Genomic DNA, 23,038 nt, shown 5'->3' with positions numbered 1-23,038 from the left:
AGGATAAACGTCGCCCTTGTATGTAAAAAATCGTACATAAATAAACGATTTTTTACATGATCGTTTCGAAAGAAAGTATCGACAAATGGACAGACTAATCCCCTGCTAGTTTTCATCATTTTTGTTCACTATTTGTGATGGATGAAATAAATAAGAGAATTAGAACTTCATTGGTCAAAGTACCTTCCTTTCATAATATTACTTTTATTGTATGCGCATACAAAAGGGTTTGTCAAACTTATTTCTGTTCGCTATTTTTGAATGTATCATTATACAATTGTGCTTTTGCCAGCGCCTCAGCATCGTTTTTAATTTCATCCAGTCCATTCGCATTCCCAATAACATAACCTTCAAATGAAGAGCCAACAAAATCAAAGATATATTGGAATTGAGCAATAAGCGGTAATGCTTTTACCTTTGGGTTGTCCCCGCCAACGATGACAACATACATTTTTTTGCCTTTCATTTTTTCTTTGAAATGAAGGGATGTATCGCGCAAGCTTTGTGACCAGCGATCAACAAAATTTTTCATATGTCCACTCATTCCGTACCAATATAATGGTGTAGCAAAGATAATCGTGTCGTGTTCTAGCATGCGTTTCGTTAACTGCTCATAGTCATCATTTACGGATTGGAATCCTTCTGCATCATGACGTTGGTCTGTAATAGGATAGACGGTATGATCACGCAAATAAATTTGTTCTGTTTCAATGTCCTCTATCATCATATGTGTTAAAGCTTCTGTATTTCCGTTTTGTCTTGAACTGCCATGTATAACAAACATGTAATCATCCCTTTTCTTTTGCATGTTTTAGGAGTGAAACGTGTTTTTGCAAATTCGTTTGGATGTTGGAAAGCAATGAGATTTGCTTTGTTACTTCATTGAGTTTATCTTCGTAAAGCGTAAGGATACTGCTGCACGGATTGTCGTACAGGTGCGGTTCAATTTCAAGGCAGCGCAGCATCCTTGCCGTCTCTTCTAAATTTAAGCCAATTTGTAAGTACATTTGAATAAGCTCCACTTTTTCGATGGCACTTTCATCAAAATCACGGTAACCATTTGCGAGGCGTTTCGAAGGGAGTAACCCCTTTTCTTCATAATGTCTTAGAGATCTTTCGCTAATGCCAGTTTCTTTTGATAACTCTCCAATTCGCAATGTGTTTCACTCCTTTTACATGTATTGTAAACCTTCACACTAATGTGAAGGTCAATGCTGTTTTTTCGCAAAGGAATCTACATGATTTAAAAACACTTGAATAGCTTTAGACGGAATAAAATATTTGCCGCGCACGATGGAGAATGGACGGATGAGTTGTTCATTTGGAACTTCGACGTGGAATAGTTCTTTTGCTAGTAGCTCTTTCCGTACAGTCCAATCAGAAAGGATAGCGATGCCAAGCCCGGCACTAACAGCTTCCTTTACGCTTTGGATACTACTGAATGTAAAGAATCGTTTCATTTTTAAATGGTGTTGATGAATAAAGCGGTCACTATAAGCGCGTGTACCAGAACCACTTTCTCTTAATACCCATACTTGATCTTGGAGTGTACTTTCATTTATTTCATTTGTGCGGAGTAATGGATGATTTGGCGGGACGACGAGCTTCATTTCATCTTGCATAAATGTTTCAACATCTACGTCGGCGTATACGACTTGTCCTTCCACTAGGCCGATATCAATTTGATTAGAGCGAAGGCTTTGCAAAACGTCTTCTGTATTTGAGATGAAAGTATGAACTTCGACGTGTGGATTTTCATTCGCATAGTTAGCCAGTATTTTTGGAAGTAAGTATTCGCCAATTGTAAAACTAGCACCAATGCGCAGTGTTCCTGTTACAACGTTATGTAGTTCATTAATTTCTTGTTTAGCATCTTCGTAAAGAGAGAGCATTTGCTTTGCATGTATATATAATATGTTTCCAGCTTCAGTAACTTGGACGTGCTTCGGGGAGCGTTGAATAAGTGTAGTGCCAAATTCGTTTTCTAAGTTGCGTATATGCATACTTACTCCAGGCTGTGAAAGGTTTAATAATTCTGCTGCACGGGAGAAGTGTTTCTGTTCAACGACAGTAACAAAAATTTTTAAAATGTCTACGTTCATATAATGGGCTCCTTTCTTTTTCTATTATCTTATCATAAGTATTTCTAATGATAGAGATTTGGTATTGGTATTAAACTTATTATAGAAACTCTCTTATAATGTAAGTAGAAAGAACATGCATGTTCCAATACGATTATTGGAGTGGTTCAAAATGGAACAAACACTTGTTATACAAAAGAAGAAGCGTTTTGGATTTTCGCAAGGAATTGGGATTACATTATTAATCGCAATTGCCGCGAAATATTTAGCAGAGCTTCCATTTTTAAATATTATGGGACAATTAGTAATTGCTATTCTAATTGGGATGGTTTGGCGTGCGGCAATTGGAGTCCCTCAAGATGCGATTGCAGGGACGAACTTTGCGAGTAAGAAGTTGCTGCGCTTTGGAATCATCTTACTTGGAATGCGATTAAATCTTGTTGATATTGCGAAGGCAGGGCCGAAAGTATTGGTCATCGCAGCGGTTGTTATTACATTTACGATTTTCGTTGTATATGGACTAACGAAAGTATTTAAGGTAGAAAAGAAACTTGGGATTTTAACAGCATGTGGTACAGCAATTTGCGGGGCGGCAGCGGTCGTGGCAATTGCGCCGCAAGTGAAAGCAAAAGATGATGAAACGGCAGTTGGGGCTGCAATTATTGCTATTTTAGGTACGATATTTACGCTTATTTATACGTTATTATATCCAGTGCTTGGCCTATCTCCATATGGTTACGGTGTATTCTCAGGGGCCACGCTGCATGAAATTGCTCATGTTATCGCAGCCGCGGCGCCAGGAGGAAGTACGGCTATAGACATCGCAGTTATCGTGAAGCTAACGCGCGTTGCAATGCTCGTACCAGTAGCAATTTTAATTGGATTATGGTTTGGAAAGAGTGAAGGAAGCAAGGAAAAAAGATCGTGGCGCGACCTTCCAATTCCATGGTTCATTTTCGGATTTTTAGCGATGAGTGCCGTGCATTCGCTCGGGATTATTCCAGAAGTTGTTGCGGGATACATTGTTGTCATTGCTTATATGCTAATCGCAATGGCGATGGCAGGACTTGGTTTAAATGTAGAGTTTAAAACGTTCCGTAAGTTAGGAAGCAAAGCGTTCGTGGCGGGGCTGATTGGCTCGGTTTGCTTATCGGTTCTTGGATACGTTCTTGTATATGCGCTAGGATTTATGTAGTAGAGGAGAAAGCTGTTCCCGAAGGTATTTGGGGACAGCTTTTTCTTATGATTATAGTAGCGCTACGGATGTCGATATTTGTCGGTAAGTCGATATATTTGAAAAATCGCCGATATAAATGGAGTTGCGCTGATATAAATTGAATTACTCTTGTACTTCGTTAGAGTAGATGTTTAATGAAACATTTTTCTGAAATTTGTAAAGGTATCTTTACTTGCAACTGGAAAATATTTATAATTTAAGTAAAGATATCTTTACTTTTGAAGGTGGAGCCTATGGGTGTAAAAAATAAAATAAAAGAGTTAAGAAAGCAAAATCATATAACGCAAGTTGAAATGGCAAAGGCGATGCAGGTGACGCGGCAGACGATAGTGGCGATTGAAAACCATCATTACAATCCGAGTCTAGAGTTATCTTTAAAAATCGCCAAGTATTTTGGAGTGAAGGTGGAGGAAATATTTACGCTGGAGTAAGGAGAAAGAAAATAAATGATAAGCTTGAGAGATTTCAATTAGAGTAAACGTTTAAATATATAAGGATTGGTTTTGATTTATTAATTAGCATCGCATCAACGAGCGTGTTAGCAACAAGGAATAATAGATAGAAAAAGGGGAACTGGGATGGGATTACCGGTGTTATGTGTCGCTACAGCTATATTTTCGCTTCTTTGGGGAATGCAAAACTTTTCTCGTAATCCAGTGCCGAGCATTTGTATTATGATTGGTACTGTAGGTTTATCGTATTATTTATTATTATTAGCCCATTATCATAAAACGGCAACGAGTGTTGTTGTTGGAGCACTTATTTTATTTTGTGGGCGCGCCATACAAAAGGGGTTATTTCCATAAAAGCTGTTTATACACTTTGTATAAACAGCTTTTTGTATTTTTTTTACAAAACGCTTGAAAGTTACGTAACGTCATCTTTTATAATGAGAGGGAAGAGGTGATGGTAGTGATTTCAATACAAGAATTGACGAAAGAAACAGGGGTTACAGTACGTACACTACGTTATTATGATCAAATAGATTTATTAAAGCCGAGCGGAAAAACAGAGGGTGGACATCGGTTATATAGTGAAAATGACGTTATTCGTTTGCAACAAATTTTATTTTTGAAAGAAATGGGATTTTCATTAAAAGAAGCTGCGAATATGTTAGTAAAAGGTGAGCTGGATTTAAAAAATTCGCTTGAAAAACAACTTCGGTTTGTACAGGAAGAACAAAAGAAATTTAATCGAATGGAGCGTGTTTTACAAGCAGTTGTTTATTCGGTAGATGTAGAGGGAGAACTTGATTGGAAAGTTATGTTTGAACTTATTCAGCTTTCAAAACAGTCTCCTCGTATACGTGAAATATTTCAAAATGAAGTATTTTCAAAGGAAGAACAAAAATTGCTTCAGAATTTGCCAAATATGAGTGAGGAAGATCCGAATGTTTTAGAATGGGTAGATTTATTAAAGCAATTACGTACTTTTATGAAAGACGGTAAAGAAGTCGCAAGTGATGAAGTACAAGAGGCAACGAAGAAATTAATGCAGAAATGTTTAGAAATGGCTAATGGTGACGAAGCGTTTTTAGATAAGTTATGGGAAGTTAGAAAATCGAAGGAAGATTCACAGAAAATGAGCATGTATCCAATTGAAGAAGAACTTTTAGCATATATGGATGAGGCTTTTCGTATTTATGATGAAAGGGAGAAGGATAAATGAGTATACTCGCAGAATATCGTTGGTATTTTTTAATTGGGGCAGAAATTGTATTTTGGTTATCAGCTATCGGTTTCTTTTTACTTCGCTACGGATTCCGTTTGAAAAGAGCGAGTTTTATTATGGGGATTGTACTCCTCGTAAATGAAGTATTTATTTTAACTTTAGGGGTAGTGGACTATTATCAAACAGGAAAGTTCTCTAACTTTCAGATTATTACTGTAATCATTTTATTATATGCAGTTTTCTACGGGAAAAAGGATTTAAAGAAGCTTGATATATTTGTACAAAAATCAGTTGCGAAATGGCGTAATGAACCGGCGCCTATTATTGAAGAACAGGTAGAATTAACAGGTATGGCCTATGCAAAGCAGGAAATAAAAAATTGGGTATTACATCTTGTTTTATTCGTTGGTGTGCACATATTCTTTTTCTTCGCGTATGGATTTATTCCATTTGAACAATGGGGTAATTGGTTAGAATCGGGAATCGTTTTAAATAAAGCTGCAAGTCGCGTGAGTCAAGTGTGGGCGATTATATTTTTAGTTGATACAGCGATTTCATTTTCATATGTGATTTTTCCGAAGAAGGAGAAAGGAAAAGAAAAGCTACTTTCATAATTGAAAGTAGCTTTTCTGGTATACAAATAATTTTTATAGGAGAGGATGACAATAGGAAAAAGAACCAGTTTTATAAGTCTATTTCTCTTTAGTTTAGTAGCATGTTCACCATCTAGCACTACAATTGATAAGAAGAATGATGTCATTGTAAAGGGAGCAGGAATTCTCAATCTAGATAAATTTGAAAAGTTCGTTTTGAATGTCGAGCAAAGGGAAGTTGATAAAATAAGAATTGTACAGTATACCCTTGAAGGGGACCCGATTTTTCAAACGTTAGAGTATAGTGGGAACGATATATTTTATGTGTCAGATAATAGAAAAGACAAATTTGCTGGGAAGGATAAAGGGTTACATAAAGATAGTTGTAAAGGTATTGTTAAAGAGCAGCGCGAATCAGAAAGTACTTATCGGTTAATAGATTGTATGAATGAAGCTGGGCGCAATGGATATGACTTAGTATATGTACCTAAAAAATAGAATTAGTAGAGGAAGGAAGTATTTACTCCTTCCTTTTTCTATGTGTATATTGTCGAAAACTTTACCGAATATCTGTTCGTTTTTTTAGGTTTTTTATAGGTATTCGTGGTAAAATAATAATACAGATTTTTATGAGGAGGTCGGATTTTCTTGGAACGTCAATTTGAAATTGTCTCAGCGTATTCCCCGCAAGGTGATCAGCCGGTAGCTATAGAGAAGCTTGTAGAGGGAATTAATAGTGGAAAGAAAAAGCAAGTGTTGCTTGGAGCGACAGGAACGGGTAAGACATTTACGATTTCAAATGTCATTAAAGAAGTGCAAAAGCCAACACTTGTTATGGCTCATAATAAAACGTTAGCAGGGCAGTTATATAGTGAGTTGAAAGACTTTTTCCCGAATAATGCAGTTGAATATTTTGTTAGTTACTACGATTATTATCAGCCAGAAGCGTATGTACCACAAACAGATACGTTTATTGAAAAAGATGCGCAGATTAATGATGAAATTGATAAATTGCGTCACTCGGCAACGTCTGCATTATTTGAACGGGACGATGTAATTATCGTTGCGAGTGTTTCGTGTATATATGGCTTAGGTTCTCCAGAAGAATACCGCGAGCTAGTTGTTTCGCTTCGAGTTGGTATGGAAAAAGACCGTAATCAATTGCTTCGTGAACTTGTTGATGTACAGTATGGACGTAATGATATTGATTTCAAGCGTGGTACATTCCGTGTACGCGGAGATGTAGTTGAAATCTTCCCAGCATCACTTGATGAGCATTGTATTCGAATTGAGTTTTTCGGTGATGAAATCGATCGTATTCGTGAAGTAAATGCGTTAACAGGTGAAGTATTAGCAGAACGTGATCATGTAGCAATCTTCCCAGCATCTCACTTCGTTACACGTGAAGAGAAAATGAAGGTCGCTATTGAAAATATCGAAAAAGAATTAGAAGAACGTTTAAAGGAGTTAAATGATAACGGTAAGTTGTTAGAAGCGCAGCGTATAGAGCAACGTACACGTTATGATTTAGAAATGATGCGCGAGATGGGCTTTTGTTCAGGTATCGAAAACTACTCCCGTCATTTAACACTTCGTCCAGCGGGGGCAACGCCGTATACGTTATTAGACTATTTCCCGAAAGATTTCTTAATTGTTATGGATGAGTCGCACGTATCAGTACCACAAGTAAGAGCGATGTATAACGGTGACCAAGCACGTAAACAAGTGCTTGTGGATCATGGATTCCGTCTGCCATCGGCTCTAGATAATAGACCGCTTATGTTTGATGAGTTTGAAGAGAAAACAAATCAAGTTATTTACGTTTCAGCAACGCCAGGACCGTATGAGTTAGAGCAGTCACCAGAAGTAATAGAACAAATTATTCGTCCAACAGGGCTTTTAGATCCACCAATTGATATACGACCAATTGAAGGGCAAATTGACGATTTATTAGGAGAGATTCAAGATCGTATTGCAAAAAATGAACGTGTATTAATTACGACTTTAACGAAGAAAATGTCAGAGGATTTAACGGATTACTTAAAAGATGTAGGAATTAAAGTTAACTATCTTCACTCTGAAATTAAAACGTTAGAACGTATTGAAATTATCCGTGATCTTCGCCTCGGTAAATTTGATGTACTTGTCGGCATTAACTTATTGCGAGAAGGATTAGATATTCCGGAAGTATCACTTGTAGCTATTTTAGATGCTGATAAGGAAGGGTTTTTGCGTTCAGAACGTTCATTAATTCAAACAATTGGTCGTGCCGCGCGTAATGAAAACGGCCGCGTTATTATGTATGCAGATCGTATAACGAAATCTATGGGGATTGCGATTGAAGAAACGAAGCGTCGTCGTAGTATACAAGAAGCTTACAATGAAGAGCATGGTATTACACCGAAAACGATTCAAAAAGGCGTTCGTGATGTTATCCGTGCAACGACAGCTGCTGAAGAGACAGAAACATACGAAGCAACTCCTTCTAAGAAAATGACGAAAAAAGAGCGCGAAAAGACAATTGCGAAGATGGAAGCAGAGATGAAAGAAGCAGCAAAAGCGTTAGACTTCGAGCGTGCAGCTGAACTAAGAGATTTACTATTAGAATTAAAAGCGGAAGGGTGAAAAAAGTGAGTAAGAGCAAGGATTTTATCGTTGTAAAAGGTGCTAGAGCACATAACTTAAAAAATATTGATGTAACCATTCCGAGAAATCAGCTTGTCGTTGTAACGGGATTGTCTGGTTCGGGGAAATCATCATTAGCATTTGATACGATTTATGCAGAAGGGCAGCGCAGATACGTAGAATCATTATCTGCGTATGCGCGCCAGTTTTTAGGACAAATGGATAAGCCAGATGTGGACACGATTGAAGGATTGTCACCAGCGATTTCAATCGATCAAAAAACGACGAGTCGTAATCCACGTTCAACTGTCGGAACGGTAACGGAGATTTATGATTATTTACGTTTATTATTTGCGCGAATTGGTACGCCAATTTGTCCAAATCATGGAATTGAAATTACATCACAAACAGTAGAGCAGATGGTAGACCGTGTTCTTGAATATCCTGAACGTACGAAATTACAAGTGTTAGCTCCTATCGTGTCTGGGCGTAAAGGTGCACATGTGAAAGTACTTGAAGATATTAAGAAGCAAGGATATGTTCGTGTACGTGTTGATGGTGAAATGCTTGATGTATCTGAAGATATTACGTTAGATAAAAATAAGAAGCATTCCATTGAAGTTGTAATTGACCGTATTGTTGTAAAAGAAGGAATCGCAAGCCGTCTTGCTGATTCACTTGAAAGTGCATTAAAGCTTGGCGGAGGCCGAGTGTTAATTGATGTAATGGGAGAAGAGGAACTTCTATTTAGTGAACATCATGCTTGTCCGCATTGTGGTTTTTCAATCGGAGAATTAGAGCCGCGTATGTTCTCATTCAACAGTCCGTTCGGAGCATGTCCTTCTTGTGATGGACTTGGTTCAAAGCTAGAGGTAGATTTAGAGCTTGTTATCCCGAACTGGGATTTATCGTTAAAGGAACATGCGATTGCGCCTTGGGAACCGACAAGCTCACAATATTACCCGCAACTTTTACAATCTGTATGTAATCATTATGGCGTTGATATGGATGTGCCTGTGAAAAATATACCGAAAGATTTATTTGATAAAGTGTTATACGGAAGCGGTGAAGAGAAGGTTTATTTCCGCTATGTAAATGAATTTGGTCAAGTAAAGGAAAATGAGATTTTATTTGAAGGTGTTATTCCAAATATTGAACGTCGTTATCGTGAAACGAGTTCTGATTATGTTCGTGAGCAAATGGAAAAATATATGGCAGAGCAAGCTTGTCCGAAGTGTAAAGGTGGACGCTTAAAGCCTGAGAGTTTAGCTGTTTTCGTTGGCGGAAAAACGATTGCTGACGTAACGAAGTATTCAGTTCAAGAAGTACAAGAATTCTTCTCGAATGTAGAGCTAACGGAGAAGCAACAAAAAATAGCTCATTTAATTTTAAGAGAAATTCAGGAGCGCGTTGGGTTCTTAGTGAACGTTGGTTTAGATTATTTAACGTTAAGTCGTGCCGCAGGAACTTTATCAGGTGGTGAGGCGCAGCGTATTCGTTTAGCGACGCAAATTGGTTCTCGTCTAACTGGCGTACTTTATATTCTTGATGAACCTTCAATTGGTTTACACCAGCGTGATAACGATCGTCTTATTCGTACATTGCAAGAAATGCGCGATTTAGGTAATACGTTAATCGTTGTTGAACATGATGAAGATACGATGATGGCTGCTGACTATTTACTTGATATAGGGCCTGGTGCAGGTATTCACGGTGGACAGGTCGTTTCAGCGGGGACGCCGGCTGAAGTTATGCAAGATGAGAATTCATTAACAGGGAAGTATTTAAGTGGCAAAGAGTTTATTCCAGTTCCACTTGAAAGACGTAAAGGTGATGGACGTAAAGTAGAGATTGTCGGCGCAAAAGAGAATAACTTAAAGAATGCGAAAATGTCATTCCCACTCGGTACGTTTGTAGCGGTAACAGGGGTATCTGGTTCTGGTAAAAGTACGATGATTAATGAAGTACTATATAAATCGCTAGCTCAAAAGTTATATAAAGCGAAAGCGAAGCCAGGTACTCATAAAGAGATTAAAGGTCTTGAACATTTAGATAAAGTAATTGATATTGATCAATCACCAATTGGTCGTACACCACGTTCTAATCCAGCGACGTACACAGGTGTATTTGATGATATTCGTGATGTGTTTGCACAAACGAATGAAGCGAAAGTGCGCGGATATCAAAAAGGACGTTTCAGCTTTAACGTAAAAGGTGGCCGTTGTGAAGCGTGCCGTGGTGATGGAATTATTAAAATCGAAATGCATTTCCTACCAGATGTGTATGTTCCGTGTGAAGTTTGTCACGGTAAACGATATAATCGTGAAACGTTAGAAGTGAAATATAAAGATAAGAATATTTCTGAAGTGTTAGGGATGACAATTGAAGATGGAGTAGAGTTCTTCGCTAATATCCCAAAAATTAAGCGTAAACTTCAAACGCTTGTAGACGTTGGGCTTGGTTATATGAAATTAGGGCAACCAGCTACGACGTTATCTGGTGGTGAAGCACAACGTGTAAAATTAGCTTCTGAATTACACCGTCGTTCTACAGGACGTACGTTATACATTTTAGATGAACCAACGACTGGTTTGCATGCGCATGATATTGCACGTCTTCTAGAAGTGTTGCAACGTCTTGTTGAGAGCGGTGAGACGGTACTTGTAATTGAACATAATTTAGATGTAATTAAAACGGCTGATTATATCGTTGACCTTGGACCAGAGGGTGGAGATAAAGGTGGACAAATCGTTGCTTCCGGAACGCCAGAGCAAGTAGTGAAAGAAGAGCGTTCATATACAGGTAAATATTTAAAAGAGATTTTAAATCGTGATAAAGCAAGAATGAAAGAGAAGATAAAAGAAGTAGAGTTATCTCAATAAGTGTATTACGAAAAACCGAGTGGAAATGGCACTCGGTTTTTCGTTCATAGGGGGAGAAAATGGAATTTGTAGATGTTTTAAGAAAGAAAAATATGAAGGTAAGAGAGTTTCAAAATTGGGGTGTATATTTTCGGAAGCGCTGGGAGGATAACTTTGCAAATCATTTAAGTGATGAAGAAAAAGAAGACATTTTTCTTTATGGAGATAAGTATGGATGTGGTTATCTATGGCACATATTTAGTTATGAGAAAAAGAAGTGTTTAGAGGGGAAAGAAGCAAAGAACGCGTTTCATAATGAAGTGAAAAAGAGTGCTACATTTTCTATCAACACTGTGATGAGGTACTGTTAATAAAGGATGCGAGTTTGTTACATATGGATGATATATTGTGTGAGAGGGACGATGCGTATAAAGGTGATATCTATATTGTAGATAAAGAGTTCACTTGGACTTTTGTAAAAACTCATGAACATAGATGGTGCGGCCCTTATTTTACTAAGAAATGTTAGTAGGTATACAAGCATGAAAGATAGAATAAGTTGATATAAGTGTTCGTATCATACTTGCGTTTATTATCTATTAGCGTATGATGAAATATATATGTTTAAAAGGATGTGTGACGAAATGAGATGGATTGTATCACTTCTTGTAAATAGCGTTGTGTTAATCGCTGTATCGGGACTTTTAAAAGGGATTGCACCAGATGCATTTTACGTAGCAAATATACAAACTGCAATTATTGCGAGTATTATATTGGCGGTTTTAAATGTGTTCGTAAAGCCGTTTTTAATTTTAATTACGCTACCAATTACTGTTGTAACTTTCGGCTTCTTCTTAATTGTTATTAATGCGATTACGTTAAAAATAGCAGATTCATTATTAGGAGATGCTTTTAATATATCAGGATTTGGTGTAGCGATTGTTGCGGCAATTTGTATTTCAATTTTTAATATGATAATTGAAAAGGCAATTGTTGAGCCTCTATATGAAAAAAAGAGAAAGTGACAAAAAGAAAAACATTTCATTATTCGTATGAAATGTTTTTTTCTATTTATTAGAAACCGTATTTCTTGTTTTCAGAAAAAAATGGTACAATATCCGATAGAATGGAATTTTACATCAAACGAGACTGAACCCGCAGCGGAGTGGAGGTTTATACATATGCCGAAAGTAAGGACAAAAGATTTAATTGAACAATTTCAATTGGAGTTAATCAGTGGTGAAGAAGGTATTCATCGTCCAATTGATACAAGTGATTTATCACGACCTGGAATTGAAATGGCAGGATTTTTTACATACTATCCAGCAGATCGTGTGCAGCTTCTTGGTAAAACGGAGCTTACTTTCTTTGACACGTTAACGTCAGAGCAAAAACAAGAGAGAATGAAAGCGCTTTGTACTGAGGAGACGCCATGTATTATTGTAACTCGTAATCAAGATGTACCAGATGAGTTATTACAAGCATCACGTGAATCAGGTATGCCTTTATTACGTTCTTCTCAAACGACAACGAGATTATCAAGTCGTTTAACAAACTATTTAGAAGGTAAGTTAGCACCAACAACAGCTGTTCATGGTGTGTTAGTAGATATTTACGGCGTTGGTGTTTTAATTACAGGTCAAAGTGGTGTTGGTAAAAGTGAGACAGCTCTTGAGCTTGTAAAGCGTGGTCACCGTCTTGTTGCGGATGATAGTGTAGAAATTCGTCAAGAAGATGAAGATATGTTAGTCGGAAGTTCACCAGATTTAATCGAGCATTTATTAGAAATTCGTGGTCTAGGTATTATTAACGTTATGACGTTATTCGGTGCAGGGGCAGTACGAAATTATAAGCGTATTACACTTGTTATTAATCTTGAAATTTGGGATCAAAAGAAAAATTACGATCGCTTAGGTCTTGATGAAGAGAAGATGAAAATTATTGATACAGAACTTACGAAGATTACACTTCCAGTTCGTCCTGGTCGAAACTTGGCTGTTATTATTGAAGTAGCAGCGATGAACTTCCGTTTGAAACGTATGGGAGTCAATGCAGCACAGCAGTTCTCTGAACGATTAATGAGTGCAATTGAGTTAGGAAATCAGGAGTAAACTTTGGAGAGGGAGGTCATATACATATGCTGTTAGCTTCTGTACCACAGCTTGACCGTGTAGCTATCCAACTTGGGCCGTTTCCTGTGTATTGGTACGGGATTATTATCGGTACAGGTGTGCTATTAGGTCTTTGGCTGGCAACTCGCGAGGGAGAAAGGCTAGGTATTCCAAAAGATACATTTGTTGACCTTGTATTAATTGCAGTACCAATCGCTATTCTTTTTGCGAGAATGTACTATGTTATTTTTGAATGGGAATATTACGCACAAAATCCGAGTCAAATTATTAATATTCGTCAAGGCGGTTTGGCGATTCATGGTGGTTTAATCGGAGCTGTTATTACCGGAATTCTTTTTGCGAAGCGACGCGGGGTTTCCTTCTGGAAGTTGGCTGATATTGCTGCACCAAGTATTTTACTAGGACAAGCAATTGGCCGATGGGGAAACTTTATGAACCAAGAGGCGCATGGTGATGAAGTAACGAGACAGTTTTTAGAAGGTCTTCATTTACCGGATTTCATTATTAATCAAATGTATATTGAGGGTGTGTACTATCATCCGACGTTTTTATATGAATCATTATGGAATTTTGCAGGCGTAATTTTACTACTTGCATTAAGAAAAGTGAATTTACGTCGCGGGGAGTTATTCTTCACATATTTAATTTGGTATTCAGTAGGACGCTTCTTCGTAGAAGGCTTACGTACAGATAGTTTAATGCTAGGACCACTTCGTATTGCACAAGTAATGTCAATTGGACTTGTTGTTATTTCTATTATTTTCATTATTGTGAGACGAAAAATGGGGCAAGCTGATAAAAGATATTTAGAAAATTAGAGACAAGTAGCATCTTATTATAAGATGCTGCTTCTTTCATATTCAGGAAGGCGAAAGGACTAAGGCGATGAGAATAAATACCGTGTTATTTGATTTAGATGGAACTTTAATTAATACAAATGAACTTATTATTTCTTCGTTTTTACATACTTTAAATACATATTATCCAAATCAATATAAGCGTGAAGATGTGTTGCCATTTATCGGTCCATCTTTGCATGATACTTTCAGCAAGATTGATGAAAGTAAGGTTGAAGAGATGATTACTAGCTATCGCAAATTTAACCATGATCATCATGATGAATTAGTAGAAGAATATGAAACTGTATATGAAACAGTTCGAGAGTTGAAGAAGCAAGGTTATAAAGTTGGTATTGTTACAACGAAAGCGAGACAAACCGTTGAGATGGGATTACAGTTGTCAAAGCTTGATGAATTTTTTGATGTTGTCGTGACAATTGATGATGTAGAGCATGTGAAACCACATCCGGAGCCACTTCAAAAAGCGCTTGAATTATTAGATGCAAAACCAGAAGAGGCATTGATGGTTGGGGATAATCATCATGATATTGTCGGTGGTCAAAATGCGGGGACGAAAACAGCTGCGGTTTCATGGACGTTGAAAGGTAGAGCGTATTTAGAGGCTTACAAGCCGGACTTTATGCTAGATAAAATGAGTGATTTGCTACCGATTTTGTCTAACATGAACCGTTCATAAAGGTCCAAGTAAGTTAGTAGAGGAGCGAGCTAAGTGCGACGGACAACGCGCTATCCTGTTTCAGGAGAAAATTCGTTATGGAATGTGTATAAAACAGTGTCTTTTTGGAAGGTAATGAAAAACTTTATTATTATCCAAATTGCGCGTTATACGCCATTTTTATCCGTAAAAAATTGGTTGTACCGCACTTTTTTACGGATGAAAGTAGGAAAGAAAACATCATTTGCGCTTATGGTAATGCCGGATATTATGTTCCCAGAAAAGATAACTGTGGGAGAGAATTCGATTATTGGCTATAACACAACGCTTTTAGCACATGAATATTTAATTCGTGAATATCGACTTGGCGAAATCGTCATTGGAAATGAAGTAATGATTGGAGCGAATGTAACAATATTACCAGGTGTGAACATTGGAGACGGTGCGACTGTCTCAGCTGGCACACTTGTTCATAGAGATGTACCGAGCGGTGCTTTCGTAGGTGGAAATCCAATGCGTATTATTTATACGAAAGAGCAAATGACCGCAAGAGAAGGTTCATGGTGAAAATGTAACATTTCTCCTCTTTTTTTATGAATAAAAAGGAAATAATTGAGTATAATATACTGTTTTGTTTTTTACGGAATCGTTTATACTTATAGATAGAAGAATGTGTGAACGAAGAAAACAAAAAACTGGAGGATATATGGGGAAAAATCAAAGGATATATAAGGAGAACGGACAAGTTATCTCTTTTAATCAATTAGCGGACTTCTTTTATAAAAAAGGGATGAGAGCTTACAAAGGACAAAAATTGCAAGATGCAATTAAATATTTTCGAAGAGCGGCACAAAGTGAGAAGGAGCCGTTTATTTTATGTCAATTAGCATCAGTATTATCTGAGGCTGGTGAATATCAAGAATCGAATCAAATCTTCTTAAAGTTAGTTAGATCTAATCCAGAACTTGAACAGTGCTATTATTTTATTGCAAATAATTATGCATATATGGGGTTATTTCAACAGGCGAAGAAATATGCAGATCGTTATTTAGAAGTTGCAAAAGAGAAGGAATTCGTAGAAGATACATTAGAACTTCTTGAGATTATGGAAGAAGAAGCAATGGGTGCGGAAGAGATTGAAGATGAAGATGATTTAATTGTTATGCAGGAAGAAGCTAATCGCTATATTCGTAATGGACAATTGGAAGAAGCAATTGCTACATTAGAAATTGTTACGAAAGATTATCCGGAATTTTGGTCAGGTCATAATAATTTAGCCATTGCACATTTTCAATCTGGTAATGTAGACAAAGCACTGAAGTTAACAGAAATGATTTTAGAGAAAAACCCTGGTAATATACATGCGCTTTGTAATACGCTTATTTTTCTATATTCAATTGGAGAGCATAAACAAGTAGAGGCACTAGCGGGACAGCTAGTTTCGGTATATCCGATTTCATTTGAACATCGTTTGAAACTGGGAACTACACTCGCAACAATTGGTTATTTCGAGCATGCATATAAGTGGTTCAAACTATTAAAGCGTCAAGGATATGAGGGAGACGTTAGTTTTTATTATTGGTTTGCATATTCTGCGTATATGGTGAAAGACCAGCAACTAGCTGAAAAAATGTGGCAATATGTCGTGGAATTACATCCTGATAAAAAGGGAAAAGAACCGTGGAATGCGCTGAATTTAGCAGATGAAGGGCAAAATGTGTTATTTGAAGAATTACGAAAATCATTTCAGCAAAGTGCGACGCTAGAAGAACAAATGCTAGCTTTATATTTAATGAATGAATTGTCAACGCCGGAGAAGGTTGGATTCTTCTTTGATATAACGCAAGCGAAGAACGGTGTTCCCATCGTATCGCAACTTGCAAAGTACTTCTTTTTACTTAATAGTCATAAGAGTATTCCAGCTGATTTACAGCAATTTGAGCAGTGCGCGAGAATTGCGGATGCATTATACAATTATACGAAAAAAGATGATGAATTAATCGAAGAGTGTTTACACTTTTGGTTTTGTACGTTCATACGTTTATATACATCTGGAGACATATTTACAAATGTGTACGGCTGGTCAGCTGCGATTGAATACATTGTACGCGGCGAACAAGGAAATAAAATGACACAGTCGGAGCTTGGAGATGTATATAATGTATCTGTAGCTACTGTCCGAAAGTATGTGCAAGCTGTTAAGCGTACGCACACATAAGATAAGCAAATCATTGGGAAAAAAATGATGCTAACAGTATAATGAGGGTAACTTAATTGTGTAGGAATGGATAGGAGTGAATAGTGTGTCAGAAGAAAAAATTTATGATGTCGTTATTATTGGTGCAGGACCAGCTGGTATGACAGCTGCAGTATATACATCTCGTGCAAATTTAAGCACATTAATGCTTGAGCGAGGTATTCCAGGTGGCCAAATGGCAAACACGGAAGATGTAGAAAACTACCCAGGTTATGAGTCTATTTTAGGACCAGATTTATCAAATAAAATGTTTGAGCATGCGAAGAAATTTGGTGCTGAATATGCATACGGTGATGTGAAAAAAGTCATCGATGGTAAAGAATACAAAACAATTATTGCTGGTAAAAAAGAATATAAAGCACGTGCAATTATCGTTGCAAGCGGTGCAGAGTATAAAAAAATTGGTGTACCGGGTGAAACAGAACTTGGCGGCCGCGGTGTATCATATTGTGCAGTATGTGACGGAGCATTCTTTAAAGGAAAAGAGCTTATCGTAATTGGTGGCGGAGATTCTGCTGTTGAAGAGGGTGTGTTCTTAACACGCTTCGCATCAAAAGTAACGATCGTTCACCGTCGTGACACGCTTCGTGCACAGAAAATTTTACAAGACCGTGCTTTCCAAAACGAAAAAGTAGATTTCATTTGGAATCACACTATAAAAGAAATCAACGAAGCAAGTGGTAAAGTAGGAAGTGTAACACTTGTGGACGTAAATAGTGGAGAAGAGAAAGAAGTCAAAACTGACGGCGTATTTGTATACATCGGTATGTTACCTTTATCAAAACCATTTGTTGAACTAGGTATTACAAATGAAAATGGTTACCTTGAAACGAACGAGCGTATGGAAACGAAAATCCCTGGTATTTTCGCAGCTGGTGATGTTCGTGAAAAAATGCTTCGTCAAATTGTAACTGCAACAGGTGACGGTAGTATTGCAGCGCAAAGTGCACAACATTACGTAGAAGAATTATTAGAGGAATTAAAAACTGTATCAGAAAAATAAGGGATAATATACCTTGTGAGAAGAAAGCTACCGACAGGAGCTTTCTTCTTTTTTTGTGTGAAAATGTCAAAGTTTTGTCAAAAAATATAAGGATTATAAGCTTTCTTATTGATATACTGGACTTTACGGAAAAAATCACTATAAGAAATGAGGAATTTATTCAGTATGGAATGGCGTAATATATATCGTGGATTTTGTATGGGCGTTAGTGATTTAATTCCTGGTGTGAGCGGCGGTACAATCGCTGTTGTGTTAGGGATTTATGAACAATTGCTTGCGGCAATTAGTGGATTCTTTAGTCGTGAATGGAAAAAACATTTAGGATTTTTAATTCCCCTTGCAGCTGGTGTGGCAGCGGCATTTTTAACGTTAAGTCACGTTATTAAATATTTACTTGCAAATCATTATGAACCGACTCAATTTTTCTTCCTCGGTTTAATTATTAGTATATTACCGATGTTAATGAGGGAAGCTGATGCAAAGTCGTCGTTTAAAGGTAAGCACATCGTTTTATTAATAGTTGCAGCAATTCTTGTTGCGATTACAGCTTTCTTTAAACCAGATAAGGCAGCAGATCCAATTACGACTTTAACAATTTTAAATGCAATTGGTTTATTTTTCGCAGGATGGATGGCTAGTATGGCAATGCTGCTTCCTGGGATTAGTGGATCGTTTATTTTATTAATTATTGGTGTGTATCCAACAGCAATTAACGCTTTAACTACACTTAACTTACCTTTAATCGTGGTTATCGGTGCTGGTGTTATGGTTGGATTTGTTGTAAGTAGTAAAGGCATTAGTTTTTTATTAGATCGTTATAAAAGTATGACATTTGCGGCAATTATTGGACTTGTAATCGGTTCGATTGTAATTGTATTCCCTGGGATTCCGACTGGTGGATTTTCAATTATAAGTTCAATCATTACCTTTATTTTAGGATTTGCGATTGTTACTTATTTCGGTAAGAAATAAGTACTTTAATCCCCTTGGCGATAAAAAGCGTTAAGGGGATTTTTCATGCTATTCATTAAAAGTCTAAGCATTTACATTGCTTGTTATAGAAAGCTTTTTTAAAATTGCTGAGTAGCATATGCTTAGCGAAAGAGGACTGGCTCCTTCGTTGTAGCAAACTGTTTTTGATAGTATAATGAAAGAAGTATGCAGTGAGGAATTTTACTGCAAGTAGCTGAGGTGAAGAAACATGCAAAGAGTGACAAACTGTGTGTTAATTAGAGATAATGAAGTACTCTTACTCCAAAAACCTCGCCGGAATTGGTGGGTTGCACCAGGCGGGAAAATGGAGCGTGGTGAGACTGTAAGAGATTCCGTTGTTCGCGAATATCGCGAAGAAACAGGTATTTATTTGAAAAACCCAGCGTTAAAGGGGGTCTTCACCTTTGTCATCCAAGAAGGTGATAAAGTTGTTTCTGAATGGATGATGTTCTCCTTTTTAGCGACAGATTTTGCAGGAGAAAACAAACTAGAGAGCGAAGAAGGCATCATTGGTTGGCATACATTTGATAAAATTGATGATTTAGCAATGGCGCCAGGAGATTATCACATTATTGATTATTTAATTAAAGGAAATGGCATAATCTACGGTACATTTGTATATACCCCAGATTTTGAGTTGCTTTCATATCGATTAGATCCGAGTTAAACCTTCAAGGAGAGGATACGATGACAGAGAATAATGATATAAAAATGGTAATTATTACAGGGATGTCTGGAGCTGGAAAAACAGTAGCTTTACAAAGTTTTGAAGATTTAGGATATTTTTGTGTAGATAATTTACCACCGATGTTATTGCCAAAGTTTATTGAGCTTATGGCGGATTCAAAAGGGAAAATGAATAAAGTGGCACTTGGTATTGATTTACGTGGCCGAGAGTTTTTTGAACATTTATGGGGAGCACTTGATGATTTATCAGAACGTACATGGATTATTCCTCATATTTTATTTTTAGATGCGAAAGATAGTACGCTTGTAACTCGTTATAAAGAAACGAGACGTTCGCATCCACTTGCACCAACTGGTTTGCCGTTAAAGGGAATCGAAGCAGAGCGCAATTTATTAACAGATATGAAGGCACGAGCGAATATTGTGCTTGATACATCGGATTTAAAACCGAAAGAATTACGTGAAAAAATTGTTCACTTGTTCTCAACAGAAACTGAGCAAGCATTTCGTGTAAATGTTATGTCATTTGGATTTAAGTACGGTATTCCAATTGATGCAGATTTAGTATTTGATGTTCGTTTTTTACCAAATCCATATTACATTCCACACATGAAGCCATTAACAGGACTAGATGAAGAAGTTTCTTCGTATGTACTGAAATTTAATGAGACACATAAGTTTTTAGAGAAGTTGACGGATCTGATTACTTTCATGCTGCCTCATTATAAAAGAGAAGGCAAAAGTCAACTTGTAATTGCAATTGGATGTACAGGTGGACAGCATCGTTCTGTTACGCTTACAGAATACCTTGGGAAACATTTGAAACCAGAGTATAGTGTTCATGTATCTCATCGTGATGTGGAGAAGAGAAAGGGCCATTAAGGGATGAAAAAAGAGAGAAAACCTAAAATTGTCATCATGGGAGGCGGAACTGGACTCTCAGTTTTATTAAGAGGATTAAAGCAATATCCTGTTGATATTACAGCAGTTGTTACAATCGCTGATGATGGTGGCAGTTCGGGTCGATTACGTGATGAGCTAGAAATTCCACCTCCAGGTGACATCCGTAACGTACTTGTTGCGTTATCGGATGTAGAGCCACTGGTGGAAGCTTTATTTCAGCACCGTTTCACAACAGGAGACGGACTGAAAGGTCATGCGTTAGGAAATCTATTATTGGCAGGTATGACCTCGATTACAGGAGACTTTTTCCATGCAATTACGGAAACAAGTAAAGTATTAAATGTCAGAGGACGTGTATTACCAGCAGCGAATCAAAGTGCGGTACTTCATGCGGAACTTGAAGATGGGGAAATTGTAACAGGTGAATCCAAGATTCCTTATTACGGAAAGAAGATTAATCGCGTCTTTTTAACTCCAGAAGATGTAGAGCCATTGCATGAAACGTTGGCTGAGATTAAACGAGCTGATTTACTTGTTTTCGGCCCAGGAAGTTTGTATACGAGTATATTACCCAATTTAGTTGTTAACAAAATTGGAGACGCTGTTCTTGCTGCAAAGGCGAAGAAGGTATATGTATGTAACGTTATGACACAAGCGGGTGAAACGATGGGATATACTGCTTTTGATCATGTGCAGGCGTTACACGATCATTTAGGGCAACCATTTATCAATACTGCAATTGTAAATAGCCGTGAGATTCCTTGTGAATTACGTAAGTTATATGATGAAGAAATGTCTACACCAGTTGTAGTGGATGAAGAACGTTTTGTTGAAAATAATATTGATGTTATTCAAGAGGGATTAGCGAAGTATGATGATCATGTTGTAAGGCATGATACGTTAAAGTTAGCTTCGATTTTATATTCATTGTTATAAATATGCGTTGCCTCGTTTGAGGTAGCGCTCCTCATTCATATAGGACAAGAATTTTGTTCCGCAATAATCGTATAAGGAGGTGTTGACTGTGTCATTTGCATCAGAAACAAAGAAAGAGTTGACGAATCTTGAGATGAAGGAATGCTGTGAGAAAGCAGAATTATCAGCGCTACTTCGAATGAACGGGTCGCTTTCTTTTTCAAACCGTCGTCTATCTATCGATATTCAAACGGAAAATGCGGCAATTGCAAGAAGGATTTATACGCTTTTGAAAAAAGGATATGACGTGACGGTAGAATTACTTGTTCGTAAAAAAATGCGATTGAAGAAAAATAATGTATATATTGTGCGGCTTGTTGAGAAGTCTCGCGAAATATTAGCTGATCTTCATATCGTTCGAGATGACTTTTCATTTATTCGAAATATATCACAAGAACTGATTGAGAAGAAATGTTGTAAACGATCGTATTTACGCGGAGCATTTTTAGCAGGTGGTTCAGTAAATAACCCAGAAACATCATCTTATCATTTAGAAATCTTTTCGTTATATAAGGAACATAATGATGCTATATGTGAACTGATGAACGGATTTGATTTAAATAGTAAGACGCTGGAGAGAAGAAAAGGGTACATTACGTATTTGAAAGAAGCAGAAAAAATTACAGAGTTTTTAAATATTATAGGTGCTCATAATGCACTTTTAAGATTTGAAGATATTCGAATCGTACGTGATATGCGTAATTCTGTAAATCGTTTAGTGAACTGCGAAACAGCTAATTTAAATAAAACAATTGGTGCAGCACTAAGGCAGATTGAAAATATTCGTTACATTGATGAGACAGTTGGTCTTGATATATTGCCGGATAAACTACAAGAGATTGCACAATTACGAAGAGATTATCAAGATGTAACATTGAAAGAGTTAGGTGAGATGGTATCCGGGGGGAAGATTAGTAAGTCGGGTATTAATCATCGTTTGCGTAAAATCGATGAAATTGCAGAGAAATTACGCGCGGGGGAAACGGTAGCAAAAAAATAAGAGGTTAAAGGGGAAATGGAGCTGTGGTTCAAAAACGAGTTCAGGTTTCATTAAAAAACGGTTTACAAGCACGTCCGGCTGCGTTGTTTGTACAAGAGGCAAATCGCTTTCATGCAGATATCTTCATCGAGAAAGATGGAAAGACAGTAAATGCAAAGAGCATAATGGGGATTATGAGCTTAGCAATTGGAACTGGAAGCATGATAACAATTACAACAGAAGGTTCAGATGCAGAAGAGGCTTTAGAAGCATTAGCTGCATATGTACAATAAAAAGCTATCGCGTATATGCGATAGCTTTTTTGTTGTCTGTGCGAATTAGCGAGGAGGGGTATTTAAGGGGTACGTGCTTGTCGAGAATTGTCGGTAAGTCGATAAGTTATGTCGAAACGTCGATATATTAGAATAATCGCCGATATAATCGGAGTTACGGTCGATATATTTGAAAAATCGCTGATATATTTAGAGAGATACTGGATGGGGTATGTGAGCGGGGAACAATATAT

General features: G+C 37.2%; 24 protein-coding genes and 1 pseudogene. 22 read left to right on the top strand and 3 right to left on the bottom strand.

Features of this window, described 5'->3' with window-relative positions; all coding sequences use genetic code 11:
- Positions 1-238: 238 nt before the first annotated feature.
- From AC22L0_RS21880 to AC22L0_RS21870, 3 genes are read right to left on the bottom strand one after another with little or no spacing between them, the layout of a single operon-like run.
- Complete coding sequence (locus AC22L0_RS21880) at positions 239-784, bottom strand: flavodoxin family protein (protein WP_000497612.1); 546 nt, start codon at positions 782-784, stop codon at positions 239-241.
- A gap of 4 nt (positions 785-788) precedes the next feature.
- Positions 789-1,157 (bottom strand): MerR family transcriptional regulator, encoded by a 369-nt coding sequence (locus AC22L0_RS21875; protein WP_001219181.1) that lies wholly within the window; start codon positions 1,155-1,157, stop codon positions 789-791.
- Positions 1,158-1,208: 51 nt separating this feature from the next.
- Positions 1,209-2,102 (bottom strand): LysR family transcriptional regulator, encoded by an 894-nt coding sequence (locus tag AC22L0_RS21870; protein WP_001099986.1) that lies wholly within the window; start codon positions 2,100-2,102, stop codon positions 1,209-1,211.
- Between the two features lie 151 nt (positions 2,103-2,253).
- On the opposite strand from AC22L0_RS21870, the gene AC22L0_RS21865 reads away from it, so the two are divergent.
- The 22 genes and pseudogenes from AC22L0_RS21865 to AC22L0_RS21760 all read left to right on the top strand — a co-directional run bounded on the left by AC22L0_RS21865 (position 2,254) and on the right by AC22L0_RS21760 (position 22,805).
- Positions 2,254-3,276: a YeiH family protein gene (locus tag AC22L0_RS21865; RefSeq protein ID WP_000438437.1), complete on the top strand. Its 1,023-nt coding sequence runs from the start codon at positions 2,254-2,256 to the stop codon at positions 3,274-3,276.
- Positions 3,277-3,551: 275 nt separating this feature from the next.
- On the top strand, positions 3,552-3,749 hold the full coding sequence (locus AC22L0_RS21860; protein WP_000538364.1) for a helix-turn-helix transcriptional regulator: 198 nt from the start codon (positions 3,552-3,554) through the stop codon (positions 3,747-3,749).
- 147 nt (positions 3,750-3,896) lie between these two features.
- Positions 3,897-4,124, top strand: coding sequence for a hypothetical protein (locus AC22L0_RS21855; RefSeq protein ID WP_000524139.1), 228 nt, complete (start codon positions 3,897-3,899; stop codon positions 4,122-4,124).
- A gap of 100 nt (positions 4,125-4,224) precedes the next feature.
- Positions 4,225-4,986: a MerR family transcriptional regulator gene (locus AC22L0_RS21850; RefSeq protein ID WP_000260337.1), complete on the top strand. Its 762-nt coding sequence runs from the start codon at positions 4,225-4,227 to the stop codon at positions 4,984-4,986.
- Entirely contained in the window at positions 4,983-5,603 is a 621-nt protein-coding gene (locus AC22L0_RS21845; RefSeq protein WP_000025225.1) for a hypothetical protein, read from the top strand. The genes AC22L0_RS21850 and AC22L0_RS21845 overlap by 4 nt, the downstream gene beginning before the upstream one ends.
- A 45-nt stretch (positions 5,604-5,648) precedes the next feature.
- Positions 5,649-6,080 carry a DUF4362 domain-containing protein gene (locus tag AC22L0_RS21840; protein WP_000152001.1) on the top strand — a complete coding sequence of 144 codons (432 nt, stop codon included), beginning with the start codon at positions 5,649-5,651 and terminating at the stop codon, positions 6,078-6,080.
- 150 nt (positions 6,081-6,230) lie between these two features.
- Positions 6,231-8,207, top strand: coding sequence for an excinuclease ABC subunit B (uvrB, locus tag AC22L0_RS21835; RefSeq protein WP_000441055.1), 1,977 nt, complete (start codon positions 6,231-6,233; stop codon positions 8,205-8,207).
- 5 nt (positions 8,208-8,212) lie between these two features.
- Positions 8,213-11,089 (top strand): excinuclease ABC subunit UvrA, encoded by a 2,877-nt coding sequence (gene uvrA / locus AC22L0_RS21830; protein ID WP_087965229.1) that lies wholly within the window; start codon positions 8,213-8,215, stop codon positions 11,087-11,089.
- 59 nt (positions 11,090-11,148) lie between these two features.
- Positions 11,149-11,597: pseudogene (locus tag AC22L0_RS21825) on the top strand (DUF4275 family protein).
- 115 nt (positions 11,598-11,712) lie between these two features.
- On the top strand, positions 11,713-12,093 hold the full coding sequence (locus AC22L0_RS21820; RefSeq protein WP_001267308.1) for a phage holin family protein: 381 nt from the start codon (positions 11,713-11,715) through the stop codon (positions 12,091-12,093).
- A 156-nt stretch (positions 12,094-12,249) separates the two neighbouring features.
- Entirely contained in the window at positions 12,250-13,179 is a 930-nt protein-coding gene (gene hprK / locus AC22L0_RS21815; RefSeq protein ID WP_001127250.1) for an HPr(Ser) kinase/phosphatase, read from the top strand.
- A 26-nt stretch (positions 13,180-13,205) separates the two neighbouring features.
- Complete coding sequence (gene lgt / locus AC22L0_RS21810; RefSeq protein WP_000922848.1) at positions 13,206-14,018, top strand: prolipoprotein diacylglyceryl transferase; 813 nt, start codon at positions 13,206-13,208, stop codon at positions 14,016-14,018.
- Positions 14,019-14,085: 67 nt separating this feature from the next.
- Positions 14,086-14,736 carry a pyrophosphatase PpaX gene (ppaX, locus tag AC22L0_RS21805; protein WP_002097946.1) on the top strand — a complete coding sequence of 217 codons (651 nt, stop codon included), beginning with the start codon at positions 14,086-14,088 and terminating at the stop codon, positions 14,734-14,736.
- 33 nt (positions 14,737-14,769) lie between these two features.
- Positions 14,770-15,282, top strand: coding sequence for an acyltransferase (locus tag AC22L0_RS21800; RefSeq protein WP_001255073.1), 513 nt, complete (start codon positions 14,770-14,772; stop codon positions 15,280-15,282).
- Between the two features lie 139 nt (positions 15,283-15,421).
- Positions 15,422-16,933, top strand: a complete 1,512-nt coding sequence (locus tag AC22L0_RS21795; RefSeq protein ID WP_000517720.1) for a tetratricopeptide repeat protein — start codon at positions 15,422-15,424, stop codon at positions 16,931-16,933.
- 85 nt (positions 16,934-17,018) lie between these two features.
- Positions 17,019-17,975, top strand: coding sequence for a thioredoxin-disulfide reductase (gene trxB / locus AC22L0_RS21790; protein WP_001288079.1), 957 nt, complete (start codon positions 17,019-17,021; stop codon positions 17,973-17,975).
- Between the two features lie 165 nt (positions 17,976-18,140).
- Positions 18,141-18,947 (top strand): DUF368 domain-containing protein, encoded by an 807-nt coding sequence (locus tag AC22L0_RS21785; RefSeq protein WP_000455196.1) that lies wholly within the window; start codon positions 18,141-18,143, stop codon positions 18,945-18,947.
- A 229-nt stretch (positions 18,948-19,176) separates the two neighbouring features.
- Positions 19,177-19,635, top strand: a complete 459-nt coding sequence (locus tag AC22L0_RS21780) for an NUDIX hydrolase (RefSeq protein WP_001190080.1) — start codon at positions 19,177-19,179, stop codon at positions 19,633-19,635.
- Between the two features lie 20 nt (positions 19,636-19,655).
- Positions 19,656-20,537 (top strand): RNase adapter RapZ, encoded by an 882-nt coding sequence (gene rapZ / locus AC22L0_RS21775; RefSeq protein WP_000138459.1) that lies wholly within the window; start codon positions 19,656-19,658, stop codon positions 20,535-20,537.
- A 3-nt stretch (positions 20,538-20,540) separates the two neighbouring features.
- Positions 20,541-21,494, top strand: coding sequence for a gluconeogenesis factor YvcK family protein (locus AC22L0_RS21770; RefSeq protein WP_087965231.1), 954 nt, complete (start codon positions 20,541-20,543; stop codon positions 21,492-21,494).
- 88 nt (positions 21,495-21,582) lie between these two features.
- Positions 21,583-22,533 (top strand): DNA-binding protein WhiA, encoded by a 951-nt coding sequence (gene whiA / locus AC22L0_RS21765; protein ID WP_000006560.1) that lies wholly within the window; start codon positions 21,583-21,585, stop codon positions 22,531-22,533.
- 23 nt (positions 22,534-22,556) lie between these two features.
- Entirely contained in the window at positions 22,557-22,805 is a 249-nt protein-coding gene (locus AC22L0_RS21760; protein ID WP_000250307.1) for an HPr family phosphocarrier protein, read from the top strand.
- The last annotated feature ends 233 nt before the right edge of the window (positions 22,806-23,038 follow it).

It is taken from the genome of Bacillus sp. LQ01, assembly GCF_057624735.1.
The sequence above is the reverse complement of the archived record's forward strand: the minus strand, read 5'-3'. Positions and strand labels throughout refer to the sequence as shown.

Bases quoted from the DNA above. Each gene is read 5' to 3' on its own strand.
- AC22L0_RS21880 (WP_000497612.1), bottom strand. From the start codon at position 784: ATGTTTGTTATACATGGCAGTTCAAGACAAAACGGAAATACAGAAGCT.
- AC22L0_RS21870 (WP_001099986.1), bottom strand. From the start codon at position 2,102: ATGAACGTAGACATTTTAAAAATTTTTGTTACTGTCGTTGAACAGAAA.
- AC22L0_RS21865 (WP_000438437.1), top strand. From the start codon at position 2,254: ATGGAACAAACACTTGTTATACAAAAGAAGAAGCGTTTTGGATTTTCG.
- AC22L0_RS21860 (WP_000538364.1), top strand. From the start codon at position 3,552: ATGGGTGTAAAAAATAAAATAAAAGAGTTAAGAAAGCAAAATCATATA.
- AC22L0_RS21855 (WP_000524139.1), top strand. From the start codon at position 3,897: ATGGGATTACCGGTGTTATGTGTCGCTACAGCTATATTTTCGCTTCTT.
- AC22L0_RS21850 (WP_000260337.1), top strand. From the start codon at position 4,225: ATGGTAGTGATTTCAATACAAGAATTGACGAAAGAAACAGGGGTTACA.
- AC22L0_RS21845 (WP_000025225.1), top strand. From the start codon at position 4,983: ATGAGTATACTCGCAGAATATCGTTGGTATTTTTTAATTGGGGCAGAA.
- AC22L0_RS21840 (WP_000152001.1), top strand. From the start codon at position 5,649: ATGACAATAGGAAAAAGAACCAGTTTTATAAGTCTATTTCTCTTTAGT.
- AC22L0_RS21820 (WP_001267308.1), top strand. From the start codon at position 11,713: ATGAGATGGATTGTATCACTTCTTGTAAATAGCGTTGTGTTAATCGCT.
- hprK (WP_001127250.1), top strand. From the start codon at position 12,250: ATGCCGAAAGTAAGGACAAAAGATTTAATTGAACAATTTCAATTGGAG.
- lgt (WP_000922848.1), top strand. From the start codon at position 13,206: ATGCTGTTAGCTTCTGTACCACAGCTTGACCGTGTAGCTATCCAACTT.
- ppaX (WP_002097946.1), top strand. From the start codon at position 14,086: ATGAGAATAAATACCGTGTTATTTGATTTAGATGGAACTTTAATTAAT.
- AC22L0_RS21795 (WP_000517720.1), top strand. From the start codon at position 15,422: ATGGGGAAAAATCAAAGGATATATAAGGAGAACGGACAAGTTATCTCT.
- AC22L0_RS21785 (WP_000455196.1), top strand. From the start codon at position 18,141: ATGGAATGGCGTAATATATATCGTGGATTTTGTATGGGCGTTAGTGAT.
- AC22L0_RS21780 (WP_001190080.1), top strand. From the start codon at position 19,177: ATGCAAAGAGTGACAAACTGTGTGTTAATTAGAGATAATGAAGTACTC.
- rapZ (WP_000138459.1), top strand. From the start codon at position 19,656: ATGACAGAGAATAATGATATAAAAATGGTAATTATTACAGGGATGTCT.
- AC22L0_RS21770 (WP_087965231.1), top strand. From the start codon at position 20,541: ATGAAAAAAGAGAGAAAACCTAAAATTGTCATCATGGGAGGCGGAACT.